The organism is Methylobacterium brachiatum, from assembly GCF_900113845.1.
GTDB lineage: Bacteria > Pseudomonadota > Alphaproteobacteria > Rhizobiales > Beijerinckiaceae > Methylobacterium > Methylobacterium brachiatum.
Genome location: NZ_FOQW01000002.1, coordinates 199,627 through 219,165, shown reverse-complemented (window position 1 = coordinate 219,165; position 19,539 = coordinate 199,627). Strand labels below are relative to the sequence as shown.

23 protein-coding genes are annotated in these 19,539 nt (G+C 69.6%); 7 read left to right on the top strand and 16 right to left on the bottom strand.

The genetic code is table 11. The features are described 5' to 3' along the window. Positions 1 to 123 precede the first annotated feature (123 nt). The 5 genes from BMZ47_RS00990 to BMZ47_RS00970 all read left to right on the top strand — a co-directional run bounded on the left by BMZ47_RS00990 (position 124) and on the right by BMZ47_RS00970 (position 4,415). Complete coding sequence (locus BMZ47_RS00990; protein ID WP_091857671.1) at positions 124 to 417, top strand: hypothetical protein; 294 nt, start codon at positions 124 to 126, stop codon at positions 415 to 417. Positions 418 to 536: 119 nt separating this feature from the next. Further along, complete coding sequence (locus BMZ47_RS00985; protein WP_091857670.1) at positions 537 to 2,573, top strand: FUSC family protein; 2,037 nt, start codon at positions 537 to 539, stop codon at positions 2,571 to 2,573. A gap of 24 nt (positions 2,574 to 2,597) precedes the next feature. After that, positions 2,598 to 2,792: a DUF1656 domain-containing protein gene (locus BMZ47_RS00980; RefSeq protein ID WP_091857669.1), complete on the top strand. Its 195-nt coding sequence runs from the start codon at positions 2,598 to 2,600 to the stop codon at positions 2,790 to 2,792. Then, on the top strand, positions 2,793 to 3,848 hold the full coding sequence (locus BMZ47_RS00975; RefSeq protein WP_091857668.1) for an HlyD family secretion protein: 1,056 nt from the start codon (positions 2,793 to 2,795) through the stop codon (positions 3,846 to 3,848). A gap of 81 nt (positions 3,849 to 3,929) precedes the next feature. After that, complete coding sequence (locus BMZ47_RS00970; protein ID WP_091857667.1) at positions 3,930 to 4,415, top strand: DUF3280 domain-containing protein; 486 nt, start codon at positions 3,930 to 3,932, stop codon at positions 4,413 to 4,415. Positions 4,416 to 4,942: 527 nt separating this feature from the next. On the opposite strand, the gene gatB is transcribed toward BMZ47_RS00970, so the two are convergent. The 5 genes from gatB to BMZ47_RS28360 form a co-directional block, all read right to left on the bottom strand. After that, positions 4,943 to 6,415 carry an Asp-tRNA(Asn)/Glu-tRNA(Gln) amidotransferase subunit GatB gene (gene gatB / locus BMZ47_RS00965; protein WP_091858082.1) on the bottom strand — a complete coding sequence of 491 codons (1,473 nt, stop codon included), beginning with the start codon at positions 6,413 to 6,415 and terminating at the stop codon, positions 4,943 to 4,945. Positions 6,416 to 6,644: 229 nt separating this feature from the next. Further along, positions 6,645 to 6,944: a hypothetical protein gene (locus BMZ47_RS00960; RefSeq protein ID WP_007564346.1), complete on the bottom strand. Its 300-nt coding sequence runs from the start codon at positions 6,942 to 6,944 to the stop codon at positions 6,645 to 6,647. Beyond that, positions 6,941 to 8,419: an Asp-tRNA(Asn)/Glu-tRNA(Gln) amidotransferase subunit GatA gene (gatA, locus tag BMZ47_RS00955; RefSeq protein WP_091857666.1), complete on the bottom strand. Its 1,479-nt coding sequence runs from the start codon at positions 8,417 to 8,419 to the stop codon at positions 6,941 to 6,943. Before gatA ends, BMZ47_RS00960 begins: the two co-directional genes overlap by 4 nt. Positions 8,420 to 8,493: 74 nt before the next feature. Then, entirely contained in the window at positions 8,494 to 8,781 is a 288-nt protein-coding gene (gene gatC / locus BMZ47_RS00950) for an Asp-tRNA(Asn)/Glu-tRNA(Gln) amidotransferase subunit GatC (protein WP_007564343.1), read from the bottom strand. A 136-nt stretch (positions 8,782 to 8,917) separates the two neighbouring features. Further along, positions 8,918 to 9,058: a hypothetical protein gene (locus BMZ47_RS28360; RefSeq protein ID WP_165486560.1), complete on the bottom strand. Its 141-nt coding sequence runs from the start codon at positions 9,056 to 9,058 to the stop codon at positions 8,918 to 8,920. Positions 9,059 to 9,229: 171 nt separating this feature from the next. Here BMZ47_RS28360 and BMZ47_RS00940 point away from each other — a divergent pair, with 171 nt between their 5' ends. Together BMZ47_RS00940 and ruvX are read left to right on the top strand one after the other, a co-directional pair. After that, positions 9,230 to 9,796, top strand: a complete 567-nt coding sequence (locus BMZ47_RS00940; protein WP_091857665.1) for an SMI1/KNR4 family protein — start codon at positions 9,230 to 9,232, stop codon at positions 9,794 to 9,796. Positions 9,797 to 9,805: 9 nt separating this feature from the next. Further along, a complete protein-coding gene (ruvX, locus tag BMZ47_RS00935) occupies positions 9,806 to 10,300 on the top strand; it encodes a Holliday junction resolvase RuvX (protein ID WP_091857664.1) in 495 nt (164 codons plus the stop codon). On the opposite strand, the gene dprA is transcribed toward ruvX, so the two are convergent. The 11 genes from dprA to BMZ47_RS00880 form a co-directional block, all read right to left on the bottom strand. After that, positions 10,290 to 11,492, bottom strand: a complete 1,203-nt coding sequence (dprA, locus tag BMZ47_RS00930; protein ID WP_091857663.1) for a DNA-processing protein DprA — start codon at positions 11,490 to 11,492, stop codon at positions 10,290 to 10,292. The two genes, ruvX and dprA, sit on opposite strands and share 11 nt — an antisense overlap. A 37-nt stretch (positions 11,493 to 11,529) precedes the next feature. Further along, positions 11,530 to 12,135 carry a glycerol-3-phosphate 1-O-acyltransferase PlsY gene (gene plsY / locus BMZ47_RS00925; RefSeq protein WP_091857662.1) on the bottom strand — a complete coding sequence of 202 codons (606 nt, stop codon included), beginning with the start codon at positions 12,133 to 12,135 and terminating at the stop codon, positions 11,530 to 11,532. Continuing rightward, entirely contained in the window at positions 12,135 to 13,439 is a 1,305-nt protein-coding gene (locus BMZ47_RS00920; protein WP_091857661.1) for a dihydroorotase, read from the bottom strand. The genes plsY and BMZ47_RS00920 overlap by 1 nt, the downstream gene beginning before the upstream one ends. Beyond that, positions 13,436 to 14,239 carry an imidazole glycerol phosphate synthase subunit HisF gene (gene hisF / locus BMZ47_RS00915; RefSeq protein ID WP_007564329.1) on the bottom strand — a complete coding sequence of 268 codons (804 nt, stop codon included), beginning with the start codon at positions 14,237 to 14,239 and terminating at the stop codon, positions 13,436 to 13,438. Before hisF ends, BMZ47_RS00920 begins: the two co-directional genes overlap by 4 nt. Before the next feature lie 18 nt (positions 14,240 to 14,257). After that, entirely contained in the window at positions 14,258 to 14,707 is a 450-nt protein-coding gene (locus BMZ47_RS00910) for a DUF29 domain-containing protein (RefSeq protein WP_091858079.1), read from the bottom strand. 40 nt (positions 14,708 to 14,747) lie between these two features. After that, positions 14,748 to 15,491, bottom strand: a complete 744-nt coding sequence (gene hisA / locus BMZ47_RS00905) for a 1-(5-phosphoribosyl)-5-[(5-phosphoribosylamino)methylideneamino]imidazole-4-carboxamide isomerase (protein ID WP_091857660.1) — start codon at positions 15,489 to 15,491, stop codon at positions 14,748 to 14,750. Positions 15,492 to 15,528: 37 nt separating this feature from the next. Beyond that, entirely contained in the window at positions 15,529 to 16,188 is a 660-nt protein-coding gene (hisH, locus tag BMZ47_RS00900) for an imidazole glycerol phosphate synthase subunit HisH (protein ID WP_091857659.1), read from the bottom strand. A 19-nt stretch (positions 16,189 to 16,207) separates the two neighbouring features. Beyond that, entirely contained in the window at positions 16,208 to 16,687 is a 480-nt protein-coding gene (locus BMZ47_RS00895; RefSeq protein ID WP_244536715.1) for a DUF2628 domain-containing protein, read from the bottom strand. A gap of 76 nt (positions 16,688 to 16,763) precedes the next feature. Beyond that, positions 16,764 to 17,351, bottom strand: coding sequence for an imidazoleglycerol-phosphate dehydratase HisB (hisB, locus tag BMZ47_RS00890; protein WP_091857655.1), 588 nt, complete (start codon positions 17,349 to 17,351; stop codon positions 16,764 to 16,766). An 88-nt stretch (positions 17,352 to 17,439) separates the two neighbouring features. Further along, on the bottom strand, positions 17,440 to 18,315 hold the full coding sequence (locus BMZ47_RS00885; RefSeq protein WP_007564318.1) for an S-methyl-5'-thioadenosine phosphorylase: 876 nt from the start codon (positions 18,313 to 18,315) through the stop codon (positions 17,440 to 17,442). A gap of 297 nt (positions 18,316 to 18,612) precedes the next feature. Continuing rightward, positions 18,613 to 19,521, bottom strand: coding sequence for a cytochrome c1 (locus BMZ47_RS00880; protein WP_370881351.1), 909 nt, complete (start codon positions 19,519 to 19,521; stop codon positions 18,613 to 18,615). Positions 19,522 to 19,539 lie beyond the last annotated feature (18 nt).

Genomic DNA, 19,539 nt, shown 5'->3' with positions numbered 1-19,539 from the left:
GCGGCTCACGTTTCGGAGAGCGAGCCCCGGACCTGTTGGCGAAAACCGCCACGCCCTTGTCTGAAGCGCGACCGTGCGGCGAGACTGCGGTGCGGAATCGTTGCGGTACCGGGGGGATTCTCGATGATCGACCGTCTTGTGCGGATCGCGGTGCTGAGCGCGCCGCTCTTCATGGTTCAGCCGCTCCTCGCCAAGGAGGCGCCGGCGAGTGCTCCGGCCACCAGCGAGACGCCAGCCGCCAAGGAGCCGGCTGCGAAGGCGCCGAGCGCCGGGCAGAGCGCGGCACGGGAGCGGCAGAAGAAATGCGGGGCCGAGTGGCGTGCGCTCACAGATGCTCAGAAGAGTGCTCAGGGACCCAAATGGCCGCAATTCTGGAGCAGCTGCAACAAGCGCTTGAAAGGCGGCGATAAAGCCTGACTTTCACGCGAACCGCCGCGCTTCTCGTTCGTTGCTGGATCTGTATCGAGCAGGAACGGGACCCGTTGCGAAGATGGCGGATCGGCAAGGGTCTTGGCCGTTGACGGGCCTCTTGCGGCATGTCTGAGACATCCGCCGCGAACGGGCCTGCGCTCCCCGCCCCGGCTCTCGACCGTCTGCTCGGCTTTCTCGACGCCTGGGTGCCCAAGCCGGCGGCCTGGGCTTTCGCCCTGCGCATCTGGATCGCCATGATGCTGGCGCTCGCTGCGGCCTTCTGGCTGCAGCTCGACAGCGCCTCGTCGGCGGCAACCTGCGTGGCGATCCTGGCGCAGCCGAAGCGCGGGCAGGCGATCTCGAAGGCCGTCTACCGCCTGCTCGGCACGCTGATCGGCGCCGCCGTGTCGATCGTGTTCATGGCGCTGTTCGGGCAGGACCGGGTCCTGCTGCTGGTCTCGTTCACGACCTGGCTCGGCCTGTGCGTGTTCACCGCGCAATACCTCCAGGATACGCGCGCCTACGGCGCGATGCTGTCGGGCTACACAGTGGCGATCATCGCGCTGGGCCAGATCGACGAGCCGCAGGGCACGTTCGACGCGGCGGTCTCCCGCGTCGCCGTGATCGTGCTGGGCATCATCGTGATCACCTTCATCAACGATGCCCTCGCCTCTCCGAGCACGTGGCGGACCTTGCTCCCGCAACTCCGAAAGGCCTGGGACGACACGCGCGCCTATGCGCGCGAGACCCTCGCCAACGGCGATCTCGGCGCGTCCCGCACCGCCGCGCTGATCCGGACGATCGCGCCGATGCGGCCGGACGCCAACGCGATCGCCGGGGAACTCGACGACGGGCCCTGGCGGGCCGCGGGCGCGCGCAGCTGCATCGCGGCTTTCTACGTCCTGGCGGCGGCGATCCGCGCGGTCGCGGCGGCGGCCGCCTGTCTGCCCACCCGCAGCCCTGCGGTCGAGGAGGCGCTTCAGATCTGCCACCGCGTCGCCGAGGATCCCGATGCCGAGACCCTCGAACGGGACGACGAACGCCTGCGCGCCCTCATCGACGACGCGATCCGCGACGGCGACCGGCCTCTCGACGAGGTCGTCGTCCTCCAGCGCGCCCTCGATGTGGTCTGTGCGGCGGCCTTCGCGCAGGACGGCATCCGGGCGTTGGCCGACGGCCATCGGCCGCTTCGGGACGCAGCCCTGCCGACACATCGGGATTTTCCGGTCGCCCTGCGCGGGGCCCTGCGGGTCGCGATCGGCTTCGCGATCACCGCCGCCGCCTTCGTGGCGCTCGGCCTGCCGGAGGCATCCTTCGCGCTGGTGCAGGTCGCCGCGACCGCCGCTCTGTCCTCCACCACACCCGATCCGAAGAAATTCGCCAACGGCGTCGTGATCGGCATGACGCTGGCGGCGACCTTCGCGGGCATCGCCCGGTTCGTGTTCCTCGACGGGGTCCAGGGCTTCCCGATGCTCGCCATCGTGATGGCGCCGGTGATCTTCTTCGGCTGCTTCCTGTCGCTGAACCCGAAGACTTTCGGCATCGGCTTCATCGTGATCGTGTTCTTCCCGGTGCTGCTCGGCCCGTCCAATCCGCAGAGCTACGATGCGCAGAGCTTCCTGCTGAACGCGTTCCTCGTCGTGGTGGCCGCCACCATCCTGTCGATCGTGGTGCGCCTGGTGCTGCCGACCACGCGTGAGCGTCAGCGCGCCTATGCCCTCGATTCGGCGCAGCGCGCCCTGGCCGATGCCCTGGTCGGCGAGGGTGGCGACGCGACGACACGCACGAGCCTGAACGCCGACCGGCTGCTCCAGTTCGCTGGCTACAGCTCCGGAAGCGGCGCCGTGCGCCGGGCCAGCCTCTCGCATGCCTTCGCGCTGGCCCGCCTAGAGGCGGCGGCCGCCCGGGCCCATGCCGAGCTTCGGCGGCTCTGGGCGGTGGAGCCGCTGCGCGACGCGATCCAGCGAGCCGGCGCCGGGCTGGCCGCCGGCGATGATCGCGTGCTCGAGACCGGTGCGCGGGATCTCATCCGGGCCGCGTCACGGCAGGACCGGATAGTGCGGCTCACCACGGCGCGGGCTGCCAGCGACCTGGTGACGGCAGCCCGTACCATCGCGCGCCATCGACGCTTCCTGCGTCGGCTCAACATCGCACGCTTCTGACGCAGAGGTTGGCTCGGGACCGGCATGTACGAGGATATCCACATCGGCGGGGTGCTGATCTCCTCGTTCGTCGCCTATGCGCTCATCGCCTTCGGGATCCTCGTCTGCCTGCGGTGGTTCTTCGCCCGCATTCGCTTCAGCCGTTACGTCGCCAACGCCCCGCTGGCCGAGGCCGGCATCTACGTCTGTGTCCTCGCCCTCCTGATTGCGTTCATCTAGATGCCCGCCACAACCGCCGATGAGGACGATCCCAAGGCCGCTTCCCGCACGGACGCGCAGAGCCAGGCCGATCCGCCGCGGCTGACCGCGCGTCGCGGCCGCAGGGCGAAGGTCGTTCGCCTGGCTGCCACCGGGGTGATCCTGCTCGTCGCCTTCGTGGCGGCCGTGTTCGTGTGGGACTTCTACGTGGTGGCGCCGTGGACCCGGGATGGCCGGGTGCGCGTGCAGGTCGCCAACATCGCCCCGCAGGTGTCCGGGCAGATCGTCGACCTGCGGGTCCAGGACAACCAGTTCGTCCACAAGGGCGACCTGCTCTACGTCATCGACCCGGTGGATTTCGAGGTCGCGGTCACGTCGGCGGACGCCGAGGTGAAGAACCGCGAGGCCGACCTTCAGGTCAAGAATGCGCAATCGGCCCGCCGCCAGGCGCTCACCACCGTCTCGACCTCGGTGGAGGAGAAGCAGCAATACGCCGGCACCGCCAAGATCGCCGAGGCGTCGCTGGAGAGCGCGCAGGCGCAGCTGCGCCAGGCCAAGGTCAATCTCGAGCGCACGCAGGTGAAATCCACGGTCAACGGCCGCGTGACCAACCTGCTGATGCGCGTCGGCGATTACGCCCGCACCGGCACCTCGAACATCAGCGTCGTCGATACGGATTCGTTCTGGATCGACGGCTATTTCGAGGAAACGAAGATGGCCAATGTCCATGTCGGAGACGCCGCCGACATCAAGCTGATGGGCTACGCGCCGCACCTGACCGGGACGGTGGAGAGCATCACGCTGGGCATCTCGACGGCCAACGCCGCCGCCAGCACCCAGGGGCTGCCGGACGTGAACCCGGTCTATACCTGGGTGCGGCTCGCCCAGCGCGTGCCGGTGCGCGTCCGGATCGACCACAAGCCCGACGACGTGCCGCTGGTGGCCGGCATGACCGCCACCGTGGTGGTGGGCACCGGCCGCGCGCCGTTGCCGACGTGGTTCATGGGGCTGCGCGATCGGGTGGCTGGCCCGACCGCCAGGGCCGCCGACGGGCAGGTCGAAGCCGATCGGCGCTGATCGGGGGAATTCCGGGACATCGCCGCGCCTTGCCGCGTTGGCTCTCTACGGCGCCGCCTGCGCGCCGACGAGGAGACGCCCATGTTCCGGACCGCTTTCTGCGCGGCCGCCCTGTTGCTCGCGGCCGGCCCGGCTTTCGCCGCTCCCGAGAAGGCCGCGGTGTTCGATTTCCAGTTCTCCAACCTCTCGCCGGTGCCGGGCGACGAGGCCGACCGGGCGCGGCTGGACCGCACCAGCGCCCAGCTGCGCGACCTTCTCGCGAAGAAAGGCCTGTTCGAGGTCGTGCCGACCGATCCGGTGAAGGAGGAGGTCGCCAAGAGCGCGGATCTGCGTCGCTGCAACGGCTGCGCCGAGGATTTCGCGCGCAAGCTCGGCGCCGACGTGGCGATCACCGGCGAGGTTCAGAAGGTGTCCAACCTGATCCTGAACCTCAACGTCTACGTCAAACAGCTCTCCGGCAACGTCCCGGAGAAGGCCTACAGCGTCGACCTGCGCGGCGACACCGACGAGTCCTTCGCGCGCGGGATCCGGTTTCTCGTCGAGAACAACATGGGCGCCGGAAAGTAGGATGGGGCCGATCCGGATGGGCGAGAGCTAAATTTTTGCGCTGCGGTGCGGGCCGCCATAAGTGTTTGATCCGGCGACGCCGCGGTGCGTTGCCGCCGGACGAAAGCAGAGAAAAGCGAGCGTGGCCGGAAATTCCGAGTTGACGCGACTCCGAAGCCGGCGCAGTCTTCGGATGTGTTCAGCGACAGCGGACACGAACCAGATCAATAGTTCAGCGCATCAGGGATGTGCTGGTCTTGATCGGTCATTTGAAGCTGGAGGAGACAGGCATGACTCCACCGCAGCGTGACGCCGCTGAGACGGTTCAGGGACAGGTTCGGCCCGGAACCTAGCGGCATTGAACGGACAACCGGACGGAAGGCAGCTCCAGGGGCGCAGAAGCGGCCGATACGGCACGTCTTCGAAGACGCGAAAGGCCCCACCTCAAGCTGCTGCCGCTACGGTTTCTTTTATCAGGACCCACTCTGCCATCACCCGCCCCGGCTGAGCCGCGGCGGGATCTCATCATGTCGCGATCCGAGCGCGGGTCAGGCGATCCCGAGCTTCGTCTTGAGCAGCGCGTTGACCGCCGCCGGGTTGGCCTTGCCGCCCGTGGCCTTCATGGTCTGGCCGACGAACCAGCCGAGCAGGGTCGGCTTCTCCTTCGCCTGGGCGACCTTGTCGGGGTTGGCCGCGATGATCTGGTCGATGGCCGCCTCGATGGCGCCGGTATCGGTCACCTGCTTCATGCCGCGACTGTCGACGATGGCGCGCGGGTCGCCGCCCTCGGTCCAGACGATCTCGAACAGGTCCTTCGCGATCTTGCCGGAGATGACGCCCTCGCCGATCAGGTCGACGATCGCGCCGAACTGGTCGGCGGAGACCGGTGTCGATTCGATCGAGAGGCCTTCCTTGTTCAGGCGCCCGAACAGCTCGTTGATCACCCAGTTGGCCGCGGCCTTGCCGTCACGGCCCTTGGCCACGGCCTCGTAGTAGTCGGCCGAGGCCCGCTCGGCCACGAGCACGCCGGCATCGTAGGGCGAGAGGCCGTAATCCTTGACGAACCGCGCCTTCTTGGCGTCCGGCAGTTCCGGCAGGCCGGCCGCGAGGGCGTCGACATAGGCCTGGTCGAACTCGAGCGGCAGCAGGTCGGGATCGGGGAAGTAGCGGTAATCGTGCGCCTCTTCCTTGGAGCGCATCGAGCGGGTCTCGCCCTTGCCCGGGTCGAACAGGCGGGTCTCCTGGTCGATCTTGCCGCCATCCTCCAGGATCGCGATCTGGCGGCGCGCCTCGGTCTCGATCGCCTGTCCGATGAAGCGGATGGAGTTGACGTTCTTGATCTCGCAGCGGGTGCCGAGCGGCTCGCCGGGGCGGCGCACCGAGACGTTCACGTCGGCGCGCAGCGAGCCCTTCTCCATGTCGCCGTCGCAGGTGCCGAGATAGCGCAGGATCGTGCGCAGCTTGGTCACGTAGGCCTTGGCCTCCTCCGACGAGCGCAGGTCCGGCCGGGAGACGATCTCCATCAGCGCCACGCCCGAGCGGTTGAGGTCGACGAAGCTCTTGGTCGGATCCTGGTCGTGCAGCGACTTGCCGGCATCCTGCTCCAGATGCAGGCGCTCGATGCCGACGGTGATCGACGTGCCGTCCGCCATGTCGACCAGCACCTCGCCCTCACCGACGATCGGGTCCTTGTACTGCGAGATCTGGTAGCCCTGCGGCAGGTCCGGGTAGAAGTAGTTCTTCCGGTCGAAGACCGAGCGCAGGTTGATCTGGGCCTTCAGGCCGAGCCCGGTGCGCACCGCCTGGGCGACGCATTCGGCGTTGATCACCGGCAGCATGCCGGGCATCGCGGCATCGACCAGCGAGACGTGGTCGTTCGGCTCGCCGCCGAACTCGGTGGAGGCGCCGGAGAACAGCTTGGCGCGGCTGGAGACCTGGGCATGGACCTCCATGCCGACGATCACCTCCCAGTCGTGCAGGCCGCCCTTGATGAGTTTTTTGGGATCGACAGGTGCGTTCATGGTCGTCCGGGCCGAAATGTGATGCGGTCTCCGCACGATCCGATCCACAACCTCATCCTGAGGTGCTGCGCAGCAGCCTCGAAGGAGGGCTCCAGGGATCGCGCGGAGCCTGGAGGGCTCCTTCGAGGCCCGCTGACGCGGTCACCTCAGGATGAGGTCGTGGGTGGGATCGCGGCGTGTGCCGCGTTCCTACTCTTGAAAGACACTTACGGGTCGCCCCGCGCAAGAATCAAGCGCGCCGGGCGATGGCCCGCCGGGCGCCGTAGCCGAAGATCGCCCAGAGCAGGGCGGCGACCGCCCGCACTGGGAAGAAGGTCGGGCCGTCATGGGTGATCGGGGCCGGCCAGGGGATCCCGGCCGCGCTCACCGCCCAGGAGAACAGCACCGAGAAGCCGAGCGCCGCGATCGCCGCGATGAACACCTTGCCGAACTGGCTGGCGGTCCAGCCGAGATAGACCGCCACCACGATCAGAGCCGGATCGAACGCGGCCCAGATCCAGACCGTCCAGGGATAGAACGGGACCGTCATGCCCACCAGGGCTCGGGCAGCACCGTCCGGCCTGCGGCCTCCTCGATCACCTGGGCGACCGCGAACAACGTCTCCTCGTCGAACGGCCGGCCGATCAGCTGGAGGCCGAGCGGCAGGCCCTGCCCGTCGATCCCGGCCGGGACCGCGATGCCGGGAAGCCCGGCCATGTTCACCGTCACGGTGAACACGTCGTTGAGGTACATCTCCACCGGGTCGGCCGAGGCCTTCTCGCCGATCCCGAAGGCGGAGGACGGCGTCGCCGGGGTGAGGATCGCGTCGACGCCGGCCGCATAGGCCTGCTCGAAGTCACGCTTGATCAGCGTGCGGATCTTCTGGGCGCGCACGTAATAGGCGTCGTAATAGCCGGCCGAGAGCACGTAGGTGCCGATCATGATCCGGCGCTTGACCTCGCGGCCGAAGCCGGCGGCGCGGGTGTTCTCGTACATCCCGGCGATGTCCTTGCCGGGCACGCGCAGGCCGTAGCGGACGCCGTCGTAGCGGGCGAGGTTCGAGGAGGCCTCTGCCGGGGCGACGATGTAGTAGGCCGGCAGCGCCGAGGAGGTGTGCGGCAGCGAGATCTCCTTGATCGTCGCGCCGGCCGCCTTCAGCCAGGCGGCGCCGTCGTCCCAGAGCTTCTGGATCTCGGCCGGCATACCGTCGACCCGGTACTCCTTGGGAATGCCGATGGTCAGGCCCTTCACGCCGCGGGAGACCGCGGCCTCGAAATCCGGCACCGGGAGGTCGACGCAGGTCGTGTCGCGGGCATCCGGGCCGGCCATCGAGCCGAGCAGGATCGCGCAGTCGCGCACCGTGCGGGCGATCGGGCCGGCCTGGTCGAGGGAGGAGGCGAAGGCCACCGTGCCCCAGCGCGAGCAACGGCCGTAGGTCGGCTTGATCCCGACCGTGCCGGTGAAGGCGGCGGGCTGGCGGATCGAGCCGCCGGTATCGGTGGCGGTGGCGCCCAGGCACAACCGCGCCGCGACCGCCGCGGCCGAGCCGCCGGAGGATCCGCCCGGCACCAGCTGGGCGTCCGAGCCCTTGCGCCGCCACGGCGACACCACGTTGCCGTAGGCGCTGGTCTCGTTGGACGAGCCCATGGCGAACTCGTCGAGATTGAGCTTACCCAGCATCACCGCGCCGTCGCGCCACAGATTGGCCGAGACGGCGGATTCGTAGTGCGGCACGAAGGTCTCGAGGATCTTCGAGCCGGCGGTGGTGTTGACGCCGTCGGTGCAGAACAGGTCCTTGATCCCGAGCGGGATGCCTTCCAGCGGGCGGGCCTCGCCGGCGCCGATCTTCTTGTCCGCTTCGTCCGCCATCCTGAGGGCGTGATCGGGCGTCTCGCGGATGAAGGCGTTCAGCACGCGGGCCTTGGCCATCGCGTCGAGATGCGCCTGGGTCAGCTCGCGGGCCGAGATCCGCTTCGCCTTGAGGGCGTCGCGCGCCTCGGCCAGGGTGAGTTCGTTCGGATCCACGCTGTTCACGTCCTCGCGCGCGCCGCCGCGCGCATGCCGCCAGAATTCATGCTTCGCCGAAGGCCGGAAGCAGCCTACTCGACGACCTTCGGAACCAGGAAGTAATTGTCTTCGGTCTCGGGGGCGTTGGCGACCACGTCGGCGGCGCGGCCGCCCTCGGTGACCACGTCCTCGCGCTTCTTCATCGCCATCGGGGTGACCGAGGTCATCGGCTCGACGCCGGACACGTCCACCGCGCCGAGCTGCTCGACGAAGGCCAGGATGGCGTTCAACTCACCCTGCAGCGGACCGACCTCGTCGTCGGTGACTGCGATCCGCGCCAGATGCGCGATGCGCCGAACCGTCTTCTCGTCGACCGACATGCCGTCCCGTTCGTCCCTGCCCGGGAGGCATCCCCGGCGCCGGGCCGGGCTATAGCACTGCGCTTCGACGCGCCGCAACGCGGGCGGTGGTCTGCATGGCCGCGCCGTGGGAAGAGATCCAGCTAGACCGGGTGGATCAGGTCACCACGTGGTTCGGCGTCACCGACATCTCGATCGTGATCCCGGCCTGCCGCGCCGGCCGGAAGACCGATTGCGAGACACCGAAGACCAGAACTTCGAAGGCCAGGACCAGCATCCAGCACTGCTTGCGGGTCATGGGCTGCTTGCGGCGGGACGGGCGTGGGGCGCTGGGCTGGCCTATCGTCGGCATGGCGATACCCGAAACGTGGATTAACGAAGTTTTAACCTACCTATTCGCGAACGGATCCGGGTGCATCTGGGTCGATCTGCGGAGAGCGTTAACGCTGTGGACGAGGGAGCGGGTTTGATGTGGGAGCAGGTGTTCACGAGCCTGTCGGCGGGCTTCCTTGCGCAGCCGGCGAGTCTCGACCGCGCCGCCGCGGAGCTCGGCTTCCCCCTGCCGGCCTCCTACCGGAGCTTCTGCGAGACCTGCGGCATCGGCCTGGCCGCCGAGCAGTTCCGCATCGCCGTGCCGGCGCCGTTCGAGGCCAGCGATCTCGCGACCCAGGCCGGGGTGATCGCCGTCAGCGTGGGCAACGCGGTGGCGATGCTGGAGGGTGACGGCGAACCGCACCGCTTCGACGTCGAGGATGGCGACCCGGCGGTGATCGAGCGCGCCTGCTTCTTCGGCGCGGGCGAGGATGGCAGCTTCCTGTTCTGGGACGTTGCCGGGACGACTGACGAGTACGACATCTGGCTGCTTGCCCCCGATCTCGAGACCGTGCGCTTCGGCGGCGAGAACCTCGCCGACTTCTTCGACCGCGTGACCCGACCCTCCGCCGCCATCGTCCTGGGTCCGGGCGCGACGCCGCTTCCGGCCCGGTTCGACGGGATCGCGGAGGCGACGCTGGCGCGGGGCGCCGGGCTGGCGTAGGGCCTGGCCATGAATTTCGACGAGATCCGTACCTTCGCGGCCGCCTCACGGGGCGGCGCGCGCCTGATCGGGGTCGATCTCGGCACCAAGACGATCGGGCTCGCCCTATCGGATCTGGGCCGGCAGATCGCCACGCCCCTCGAGACGATCCGCCGGGTGAAGTTCACCCCCGACGCCCAGCGCCTCGCCGCGCTCTGCCGGCAGCACGCGGTCGGCGGGCTGGTGATCGGCCTGCCGCTCAACATGGATGGCAGCGAGGGGCCTCGCGTTCAGTCGACCCGCGCCTTCGTGCGCAACTTGAAGCCGATCATCGACATCCCGCACGTGTTCTTCGACGAGCGCCTGTCCACCGCCGTCGTGACCCGGGCGCTGATCGAGGCGGATGCGTCCCGGGCGCGGCGCGGCCAGCTCGTGGACAAGCTCGCCGCCGCCTACATCCTGCAGGGCTGCCTCGACGTGATGCGCAACCTCGCCGATGCCGACGCGGACCCCGTCAGCGACTGACCAGCGAGACCGCGCCGCTGCCGTGCCGCTCGATGCGGCCGTCGAGCTCCAGCTCCAGCAGCACGGTCTGCACCACGCGGGCGCCGACGCCGGCACTGCGCGCGAGCTCGTCGGTGCCGACCGGGCTCGGCCCCAGCAGGGCGATGATTTTTTGACGATCGTCCATGGGCTCGTCCGGCTCGACGACCGGGGCGTCGAAAACGAGATCAGGGTCTGCGCCACCGTTTAGCAGGCTCGCCCGTCCCTCCAGATCGATCTCGTCCCAGAAATCCGGCTGCTCGGCCAGGTCGGGCCGTTGCCGCGCGGGGGCGGCGTCGGGATCGGGGCCGCGCTCGATGATCGGGCCGATCACGTCGAGGACGTGATCCACGTCGGCCACCAGGGTTGCCCCCTGGCGGATCAGGTCGTTGGTGCCCTCGGCCCGCGGATCCAGGGGCGAGCCCGGGACCGCGAAGACCTCGCGATTCTGCTCCAGGGCGTAGCGCGCCGTGATCAGGGAGCCGGACCGGCGCGCCGCCTCCACGACGATCGTACCGTAGGCCAAACCGGAAATGATCCGGTTGCGCCGGGGGAAATCGCGGCCGCGCGCCTCCCAGCCCATCGGCATCTCGGCCAGGACCGCCCCGCCCTCCCCCAGGATCGCGTCCACCAGACCGACATGGCTCGCCGGGTAGATCCGATCCTGGCCGCCGGCCATGACGGCAATGGTGCCGGTCTGCAGGGTGGCTTTGTGCGCCCGCGCATCGATCCCGCGGGCGAGGCCGGACACGACGACAAGTCCGTCTTGCCCAAGGCCCCGGGCCAGGCGCTCCGTGAAGGCAAGGCCCGCGGTCGAGGCGTTGCGCGATCCGACCAGCGCCACCGAAGGCCGGTTCAGGATCTGTGGCGCGCCGCGCAGGGCGATCAGCGGCGGCGCCGCGTCGGTGAGCTGGAGCAGACGGGGATACGTCGCTTCCCCGGTGGCGAGCAGGCGCCCGCCGAGGCGCGCCAGGGCGGCGATTTCGTCCTCGGCTCGCGCCCGGCTGAACGGCTCGATGCGCCGGCCCTGACGACGGCTCAAATCCGGCAGCGCCTCGAGCGCTGCCGCCGCGCCGCCGAAGCGGTTGATCAGGGAGCGGAAGCTGCGTGGGCCGATACCCTCGGTCCGGATCAGGCGCAGCCAGTCGAGGCGTTGCGCATCGGTGAGCTGCATGACGCACCCCCGGGATCGCGCCATCCGGCGCGTACGCTCAGCCTTTCTGGCCGATGCGCCCCTCGGTGCCCGCCGCGAGTCGCCGGATGTTGGGCGCGTGCTTCCACCATAACAGCACGCCGAGCAGCAGGAACAGCGCAGCTTGCGTCGGCGCGCCGAGCGCCCACAGCACCAGCGGCGTCGCCGCGGAGGCCGCCAGGGCGGCGAGCGACGAGTATTTCAGCGCGAAGGCGAGGCCGAGCCAGATCACCGCGAAGGCGGCCAGAGCCGGGGGGCTGAAGGCCAGCAGCACGCCGATGAAGGTCGCCACCCCCTTGCCGCCTTTGAACCCGAGCCAGACCGGGAAGAGATGGCCAAGGAAGGCCCCGAGCCCGGCAGCCAGCGCCGGGCCTTCGCCGCCCAGCTGACGGGCGATCAGCACGGCGGCCGTCCCCTTCAGGGCGTCGCCCAGTAGGGTTGCGGCGGCGAGGCCCTTCCGGCCGGTGCGCAGCACGTTGGTCGCGCCGATATTGCCCGAGCCGATCGCCCGGACGTCGCCGAGACCGGCGAAGCGCGTGAAGATCAGCCCGAACGGGATCGAGCCCAGGGCGTAGCCGAGGGCCAGGCCACCGAGGGCGGCCGGCGTCGCGAGATCGGCCAGCATCAGGCCGCCGCCGCGAGATCGTCGATCGCGTGCACGATCTGCCCGGAAACCAGGGTCAGCACCGCGGCACCCTGGAGCCGCGCCTCGTCGAAGGGCGAGTTCTTGGAGCGCGACTTCAGCCGGCGCTTGTCGAGCACGTAGGGCAGATCGGGATCGATCAGCACGAGGTCGGCCGGCGCGCCGACCGCCAGGCGTCCGGCCTCGCGCCCGAGGATCCGGGCCGGGTTCACGGTCAGCGCCGCGATCAGCTTGTTCAGCGCGAGGTCGCCGGTATGGACCAGGCGCAGGGACGCGCCGAGCAGGGTCTCGATCCCGAGGGCGCCGTCGGCGGCTTCCGCGAAGGGCAGCCGCTTGGTCTCGACATCCTGCGGATTGTGGTCGGAGACGACCACGTCGATCACGCCCTCGTCGAGCGCCCGGACCATGGCATGCCGGTCGGCCTCGTCGCGGAGCGGCGGCGAGAGCCGGCAGAAGGTGCGGTAATGGCCGATATCGTTCTCGTTCAGCACGAGGTTGTTGACCGAGACGCCGCAGGTCACCGGCAACCCGTCCTGCTTGGCCCGACGCACGATCTCCACCGAATCGGCGGTCGAGATCATCGCCGCGTGGTAGCGGGCGCCGGTCAGCCGCACGAGGCGGATGTCGCGCTCCAGCATCACGGTCTCGGCCTCGCGGGGGATGCCCATCAGCCCGAGGCGCGAGGCCAGCTCGCCCTCGTTCATCACCCCCTCGGCGACGAGGTCGGCATCCTCGACATGCTGCATCAGCAGGGCGTCGAAATCCCGGGCGTAGGTCAGGGCGCGGCGCATCACCTGGGCATTCGCCACGGCGTGCAGCCCGTCCGTGAAGGCCACCGCGCCGGCCTCCTGCAGGAGGCCGAACTCGGTCATCTCCTTGCCGGCCAGGCCCTTGGTGATCGCGGCGGCGGGCAGGACATGGACGCAGGCGGTATCGCGCGCGCGGCGGAGCACGAAATCGACGATCGCCGGGCCGTCGATCACCGGGTTGGTGTCGGGCATGCAGACCAGGGTCGTGACGCCGCCCGCCGCCGCCGCGGCGCTGGCCGAGGCCAGGGTCTCGCGATGCTCGGCCCCCGGCTCGCCCACGAAGGCGCGCATGTCGATCAGGCCCGGGGTCAGGATTCTCCCGCGGCAGTCGATCCGGGCGGCGCCCGCCGGAGCCCCGGGCGCGGCGCCCTCGGCGATGTCGGCGATGCGGCCGTCCTGCACCAGCACGGCACCGCGCGTCTCGCGCCCCGTCGCGGGATCGAGGAGGGTCGCGTTGGCGAGAAGAATGCTGGTCACAGGGGCGCCCTCGCGGATGATGCCGGGCCGTCGAGTCGCATCGCGAGGCCGGCGGCCGCCATATGGGCCTTCGCCTCGGCGACGCTCGCCTGCCCGAAATGGAAGATCGATGCGGCGAGCACGGCGCTCGCCCCGCCCTGGGCTACGCCGGCCACGAGGTCGTCGAGACCGCCGACCCCGCCCGAGGCGATGACCGGCACGGTCACGGCGTCGCTGATCGCCCGCGTGAGGGCCAAGTCGTAGCCGGAACGGGTGCCGTCCTTGTCCATGGAGGTCACCAGCAGCTCTCCGGCGCCCTTCTCGGCGACCAGGCGGGCGAAGGCGACGGCGTCGATCCCGGTCGGGTCGCGGCCGCCATGGGTGAAGATCTCCCACCGGGCGGGCTCGCCAGGACCAGAGACCCGCTTGGCGTCGATCGCCACCACGATGCACTGCGCGCCGAATTTTTCCGCCGCCCGGGCGACGAGGTCCGGGTCCTTCACGGCCGCGGTGTTGATCGCGACCTTGTCGGCGCCGGCGAGCAGCAACGCGCGCACATCCTCGACGGTACGCACGCCGCCGCCGACGGTGAGCGGCATGAAGCAGGCCTCGGCGGTGCGGCTGACGATATCGAGCAGCGTGCCCCGTGCCTCGCGGCTCGCGGTGATGTCGAGGAAGCAGAGCTCGTCGGCGCCGGCCGCGTCGTAGACCTTCGCCGCCTCCACCGGATCGCCGGCATCGCGCAGCCCCTCGAAGCGGACGCCCTTCACGACGCGGCCGTCCTTCACGTCGAGGCAGGGGATGATGCGGGTTTTGAGCACGAGCCCTCGGCGGTCCGATCAGGATTCGGGATCGATCGCGAACGGACGATCCATGATGTCCTGATACGTGTACGGGCAGGCTTCTGGGAAGTGCCTCAACGCCAAGCCTGTGGCGTCCGCGGCTTCGAGGCGGGCGGAGCGATAGGCCCGCTCGATAGCGTCGCTCAGCCGGTTCCTGAGACTCGGGCTGTCTTGCAGTTCGTCGGAGACGTGATTCCGGTGCATCGCGATCTCGATCGCCTTGCATCGGTTCTGCAAACCGGGGCGGCGATCGATCGTCAGCATGGTCATTAGTAATCCCCGCAGAGCATCGACCAAGCTCCCGAACTGAGTCCGGCCTAAGCTCTCGATCTCATCCGCGAGGTTCGGGCAGTCGAGCCCCGCGACATCGCCCGCCCGCAGGCGGGCGCCCTGCTCCTGTGTCCAGATGTAAAAGTCGTCTTGGTAAGCCGTTCCGCGGCAGGCCATCACAGCCTCCGAGTCGAGGTCCTTCGATCGCAAAAGCCTATCACGCCGCCGGGCCGCGGGCCTGCGCGATGGCGGCGAGCGCCGCCTGCGGGTCGATGCGGCCATCATAGAGGGCCCGTCCGGTGATGGCGCCGGCGATGAGGGCGCAATCGGGCTGGAGCAGCCGGTGCACGTCGTCGATGGAGGCGAGGCCTCCCGACGCGATCACCGGGATGCGCACGGCCTGGGCCAGCGCCAGGGTCATCTCGACGTTGAGACCCTTCAGGATGCCGTCGCGGGCGATGTCGGTGTAGATGATCGCCGCGACGCCGGCATCCTCGAAGCGACGGCCGAGCTCCTCGGCGGTCATGCTGGAGGTCTGCGCCCAGCCCTCGACGGCCACGCGCCCATCTTTGGCGTCGATGCCCACCGCGATCTTGCCGGGATGCAGGCGCGCCGCCTCGCGGACGAAGGCGGGATCGCGCACCGCGGCCGTGCCGATGATCACCCGGGCGACGCCCTTGGCGAGCCAGCCCTCGAGCGTCTTCATTTCGCGGATGCCGCCGCCGAGCTGCACCGGGATGCCGACCCGGGCCAGGATCGCGTCCACTGCGGCGGCGTTGCGCGGCGCGCCCGCGAAGGCGCCGTCCAGATCGACCACGTGGAGCCAGGGAAAGCCCTGCTCCTCGAAGGTCGCGGCCTGCGCGGCCGGATCGTCGCCGAAGATCTTGGCCTGCGCCATGTCCCCCTGGACGAGGCGGACGCAGCGTCCCTCCTTCAGGTCGATCGCCGGGTACAGGATCACGGGTGCTGTCTTCCTTCTCGCCGAATCCGGAGCGCGTTCAGGGGCGCCAGGTCAGAAAATTCGCGATGAGCGCCAGGCCGAGGCGCTGACTCTTCTCGGGGTGGAATTGTGTGCCGGCGACATTGCCGCGGGCGACCATTGCGGTGACGGGACCGCCGTAATCGGCCTGGGCCACGACATCCTCCGGGCGTTCCGCGGCCAGCGCGAAGCTGTGCACGAAATAGGCGTGCAGGCCGTCCTCACCGGTGGGAATGCCGGTGAGCAACGCGTGGTCGCGCGCGATCCGCAGCGTGTTCCAGCCCATATGGGGGATCTTGAGCGCCGGGTCGGATGGGCGGATCGGCGCGACATCGCCCGGGATCCAGCCGAGACCGGGCGTCGTCTCGTATTCCAGCCCGCGGCTCGCAAGCAGCTGCATGCCGACGCAGATGCCGAGGAACGGCCGGCCGGCGACCTGCGCCACCTCGGTCATGGCCTCGACCATGCCGGGGACGGAATCGAGCCCGCGCCGGCAATCCGCGTAGGCGCCGACGCCCGGCAGCACGACGCGGTCGGCGGCGGCCACGACGGCCGGGTCGGAGGTCAGACGGATGCGCGCGTCGCGCCCGGCCTCACGGGCTGCGCGCTCGAACGCCTTGGCGGCCGAATGGAGGTTGCCCGACCCGTAATCGATGATCGCGACCGTCTCGGTGCTCATGCGCGTCTCGACCTGCCACTCACCGGGCAATTTCCTGGGCGGGGAACAGGCCGATCACCGGCTCGCTGCGACGGGTCGGGCCGGCCGGGAACGGCGGGCGGGGCGCCGGCGCGGTGGCGTCGAGCCAGCGGCCCAGCGCCTTGGCTTCGGCTTCCTCGGCGGTGGCGGCCATGACGGCGTCCCGCGCCGGCCATCCCCGGCGCGTCAGGGTCCAGCGGCGCAGGCTCGACGCCTCGAGGCCGATCAGCCAGGAGGCCAGCAGGGTCACGAGGGTGGCGATACCCGGGGGCAGCCCGAGGGCATGGCCGAGGCCGGCGAGCGCCATCAGGCCGGCGAGCACGATCAGTGCCGCGATCCAGAGGCGGTGATAGAGGAACCAGAGCACGCTGAACGCGAAGGCCGGCCAGGAGAATCCGTCCCGCACGAGCAACGCCCGCTCCAGGCCGATGGATTCGCCCGGCCGCGCATCGGCCGGCAGGTGGAGCGTGTAGCTGCGCATCCGCATCGCGGAACTCCCGGTGAGAGCGTTCGCCGACGGCCGGAACGACCATTCGGGAGCGCGACGAAACCTTGGTCTACAGGGAGCCCTTCGTGGAGGGAACGCGCCCCTCCTCGCGGGGGTCGATCGCCACCGACTTCCGCAAGGCCCGGGCCAGCCCTTTGAAGCAGCTCTCGGCAATGTGGTGCGCGTTGTCGCCGTACAGGGTCTCGACGTGCAGCGTCAGCCCGGCATTCATCGCGAAGGCCTGGAACCACTCGCGCACCAGCTCGGTGTCGAACTGGCCGATCTTCTCGACCCGGAAGGTGGTGCGGAACACGAGGAACGGCCGGCCCGAGATGTCGACGCAGACCCGGGTCAGCGCCTCGTCCATCGGCAGGTGGATGTCGGCGTAGCGCGTCACCCCGCGCTTGTCGCCGAGCGCCTTGGCGAAGGCCTGGCCCAGCGCGATGCCGCAATCCTCGGCCGAGTGGTGCTGGTCGATATGCAGGTCGCCGTCGACCTTGACCTCCAGGTCGAACAGGCCGTGCCGCGCGAACAGGTCGAGCATATGGTCGAGGAAGCCGATGCCGGTGGCGATCTTCGACTGCCCGGTCCCGTCGAGGCCGACGCTGACCGCGATATCGGTCTCGGCGGTCTTCCGGCTGATGGAGGCGCTGCGCATCTTGTTTCGGACTTTGCGTCGGGGCCGGCCAGGGGCCGCGAGCGCGTTCTAGTGTGAGTTCGTCCGGAATGGAAAGGGTGAAGCCGCCCTATCCCTGGAGCACCCGCCCCGCCACCGCGTCGAGCTTGGCGAGCAGCGCCGGATCGCGGGCGGTCGGCGCGGTCATGATCGCGCCGTCGAGGGCGCGGTGCGAGCCCGCCGGGCACGGCTCACGCTCGGCCGGGAAGTCGCGGGCGAGCCGCGCCACCAAGCGGGCCGCCTTGTCGGCATTGGTCCGGGCGACCGCGATCACCGCGGCGACGTCCACGGCATCGTGGCCGGGGTGCCAGCAATCGTAGTCGGTGACCATCGCGATCGTGGCGTAGGTGATCTCGGCCTCGCGGGCGAGCTTGGCCTCGGGCATGTTGGTCATGCCGATCACGTCGAAGCCCTGCGCCTTGTAGGCGCGGGATTCGGCGAGCGATGAGAATTGCGGCCCGTCCATGCAGACATAGGTGCCGCCGCGATGGACCGCGATGTCCTCGGCCTTGGCGGCCGTGGCGATCCGCGCCTGCAGCGCCGGGCCGACCGGGTGCGCGACGGAGACATGCGCGACGCAGCCGTCGCCGAAGAACGAGGAGGCGCGCCCATGCGTCCGGTCGACGAACTGGTCGACCAGCACGAACAGGCCCGGCGGTAAGTCCTCGCGAAACGATCCGCAGGCCGAGAGCGCCACGAGGTCGGTGACGCCGGCGCGCTTCATCGCATCGATATTCGCGCGGTAATTGATGCCGGACGGCGACAACCGGTGGCCCCGGCCATGGCGGGCCAGGAACACGATCCGGGTATTCCCGATCCGCCCGATGCGCAGGGCGTCCGAGGGTTCGCCCCAGGGCGAGGCGACGCGTTCCTCGCGCACGTCCTCGAGCCCCGGCAGATCGTAGACGCCGGACCCGCCCATCACCCCGAGCACCGCTGCCGTCATGCCGCTTGTCCTACTGTCGTGGCGCCGCCGCCGGGGCGTCGGATGTCCCATCCGCCACCTCATCCTGAGGTGCCGGGGCGAAGCGGAGGCCGCGAAGGAGCCTCCATAGCGCGAAGCGATCCCTGGACCCCTCCTTCGCGGCCCGCCGGCGCGGGCACCTCTGGATGAGGGGGGAATGGGATCTGCCCCGCCGGAAGGCGGACGGCCGCGCTCGCCGAGCGGTAGCACGCAGCCCCCGCCCAAAAAAGATGGGCCCCCCGAAGGAGGCCCATCCGGCAAAGTCGGTGCGGAGCCGGCTCAGAAGGTCTTGTGCAGCTCCGGCTGGAGGCCGTGGACCTCGCCGCCGACATCGGCCCAGATCTTCTTCTTCACGTAGTAGAGCAGCCCCGACATGACGATCAGGAACAGGATGACCCGGAAGCCCAGAGCCTTACGGTCCATCATGTGCGGCTCGGCCGCCCACATCAGGAAGGCCGAGACGTCCTTGCCGTACTGGTCCACGGTCTCGGGGACCACGGGCTGGCCATCCTCGCCCTTGGCGTAGGTGACCTGCCCGTCCGTGATCGGCGGCGGCATCGCGATGATGTGGCCGGGATAGTACTTGTTGTAGTGGCCGCCATCGGGAACGGAGAAGTCCTTCGGGGGCTCCTCGTAGCCGTTGAGCAGGGCATGGATGTAGTCGGGCCCGTGCTCGGAATATCCGACGAACGGCAGCCAGTCGGTCAGGAAGTAGAGCGAGCCGCGGGAATAGGTCCGCGCCTTGGCGATCACCGAGAAATCGGGCGGCGCTTTGCCGCCGTTGGCAGCCGCCGCGGCCTGGTCGTTCGGGAAGGGCGGCGGGAACGTGTCGGCCGGCCGGCCCGGCCGGTCGAACATCTCGCCGGCATCGTTCGGGCCGTCCTTGACCTGATAGGTCGCGGCCAGGGCCTTGACCTGCGCGGCGGAGAAATGCGGGCCGCCTTCCTGGGCGAGATTGCGGAAGGCGACCAGCTTCATCGAGTGGCAGGAGGAGCAGACTTCCTTGTAGACCTGGAAGCCGCGCTGCAACTGCGCGGTGTCGAACCGGCCGAACGTGCCGGCGAAGCTCCAGTTCACGCGGCCCGGGATCGGGCCGCCATGCCCGTCCTCCGCAGAGGCCGGCGCGGCGCCGAACAGGAGCGCCGCGAGAGCGACGGCGGCGGTGGTCGAGAGGACGCGGGTCATCATCATGGTTCCGTCGTCAGC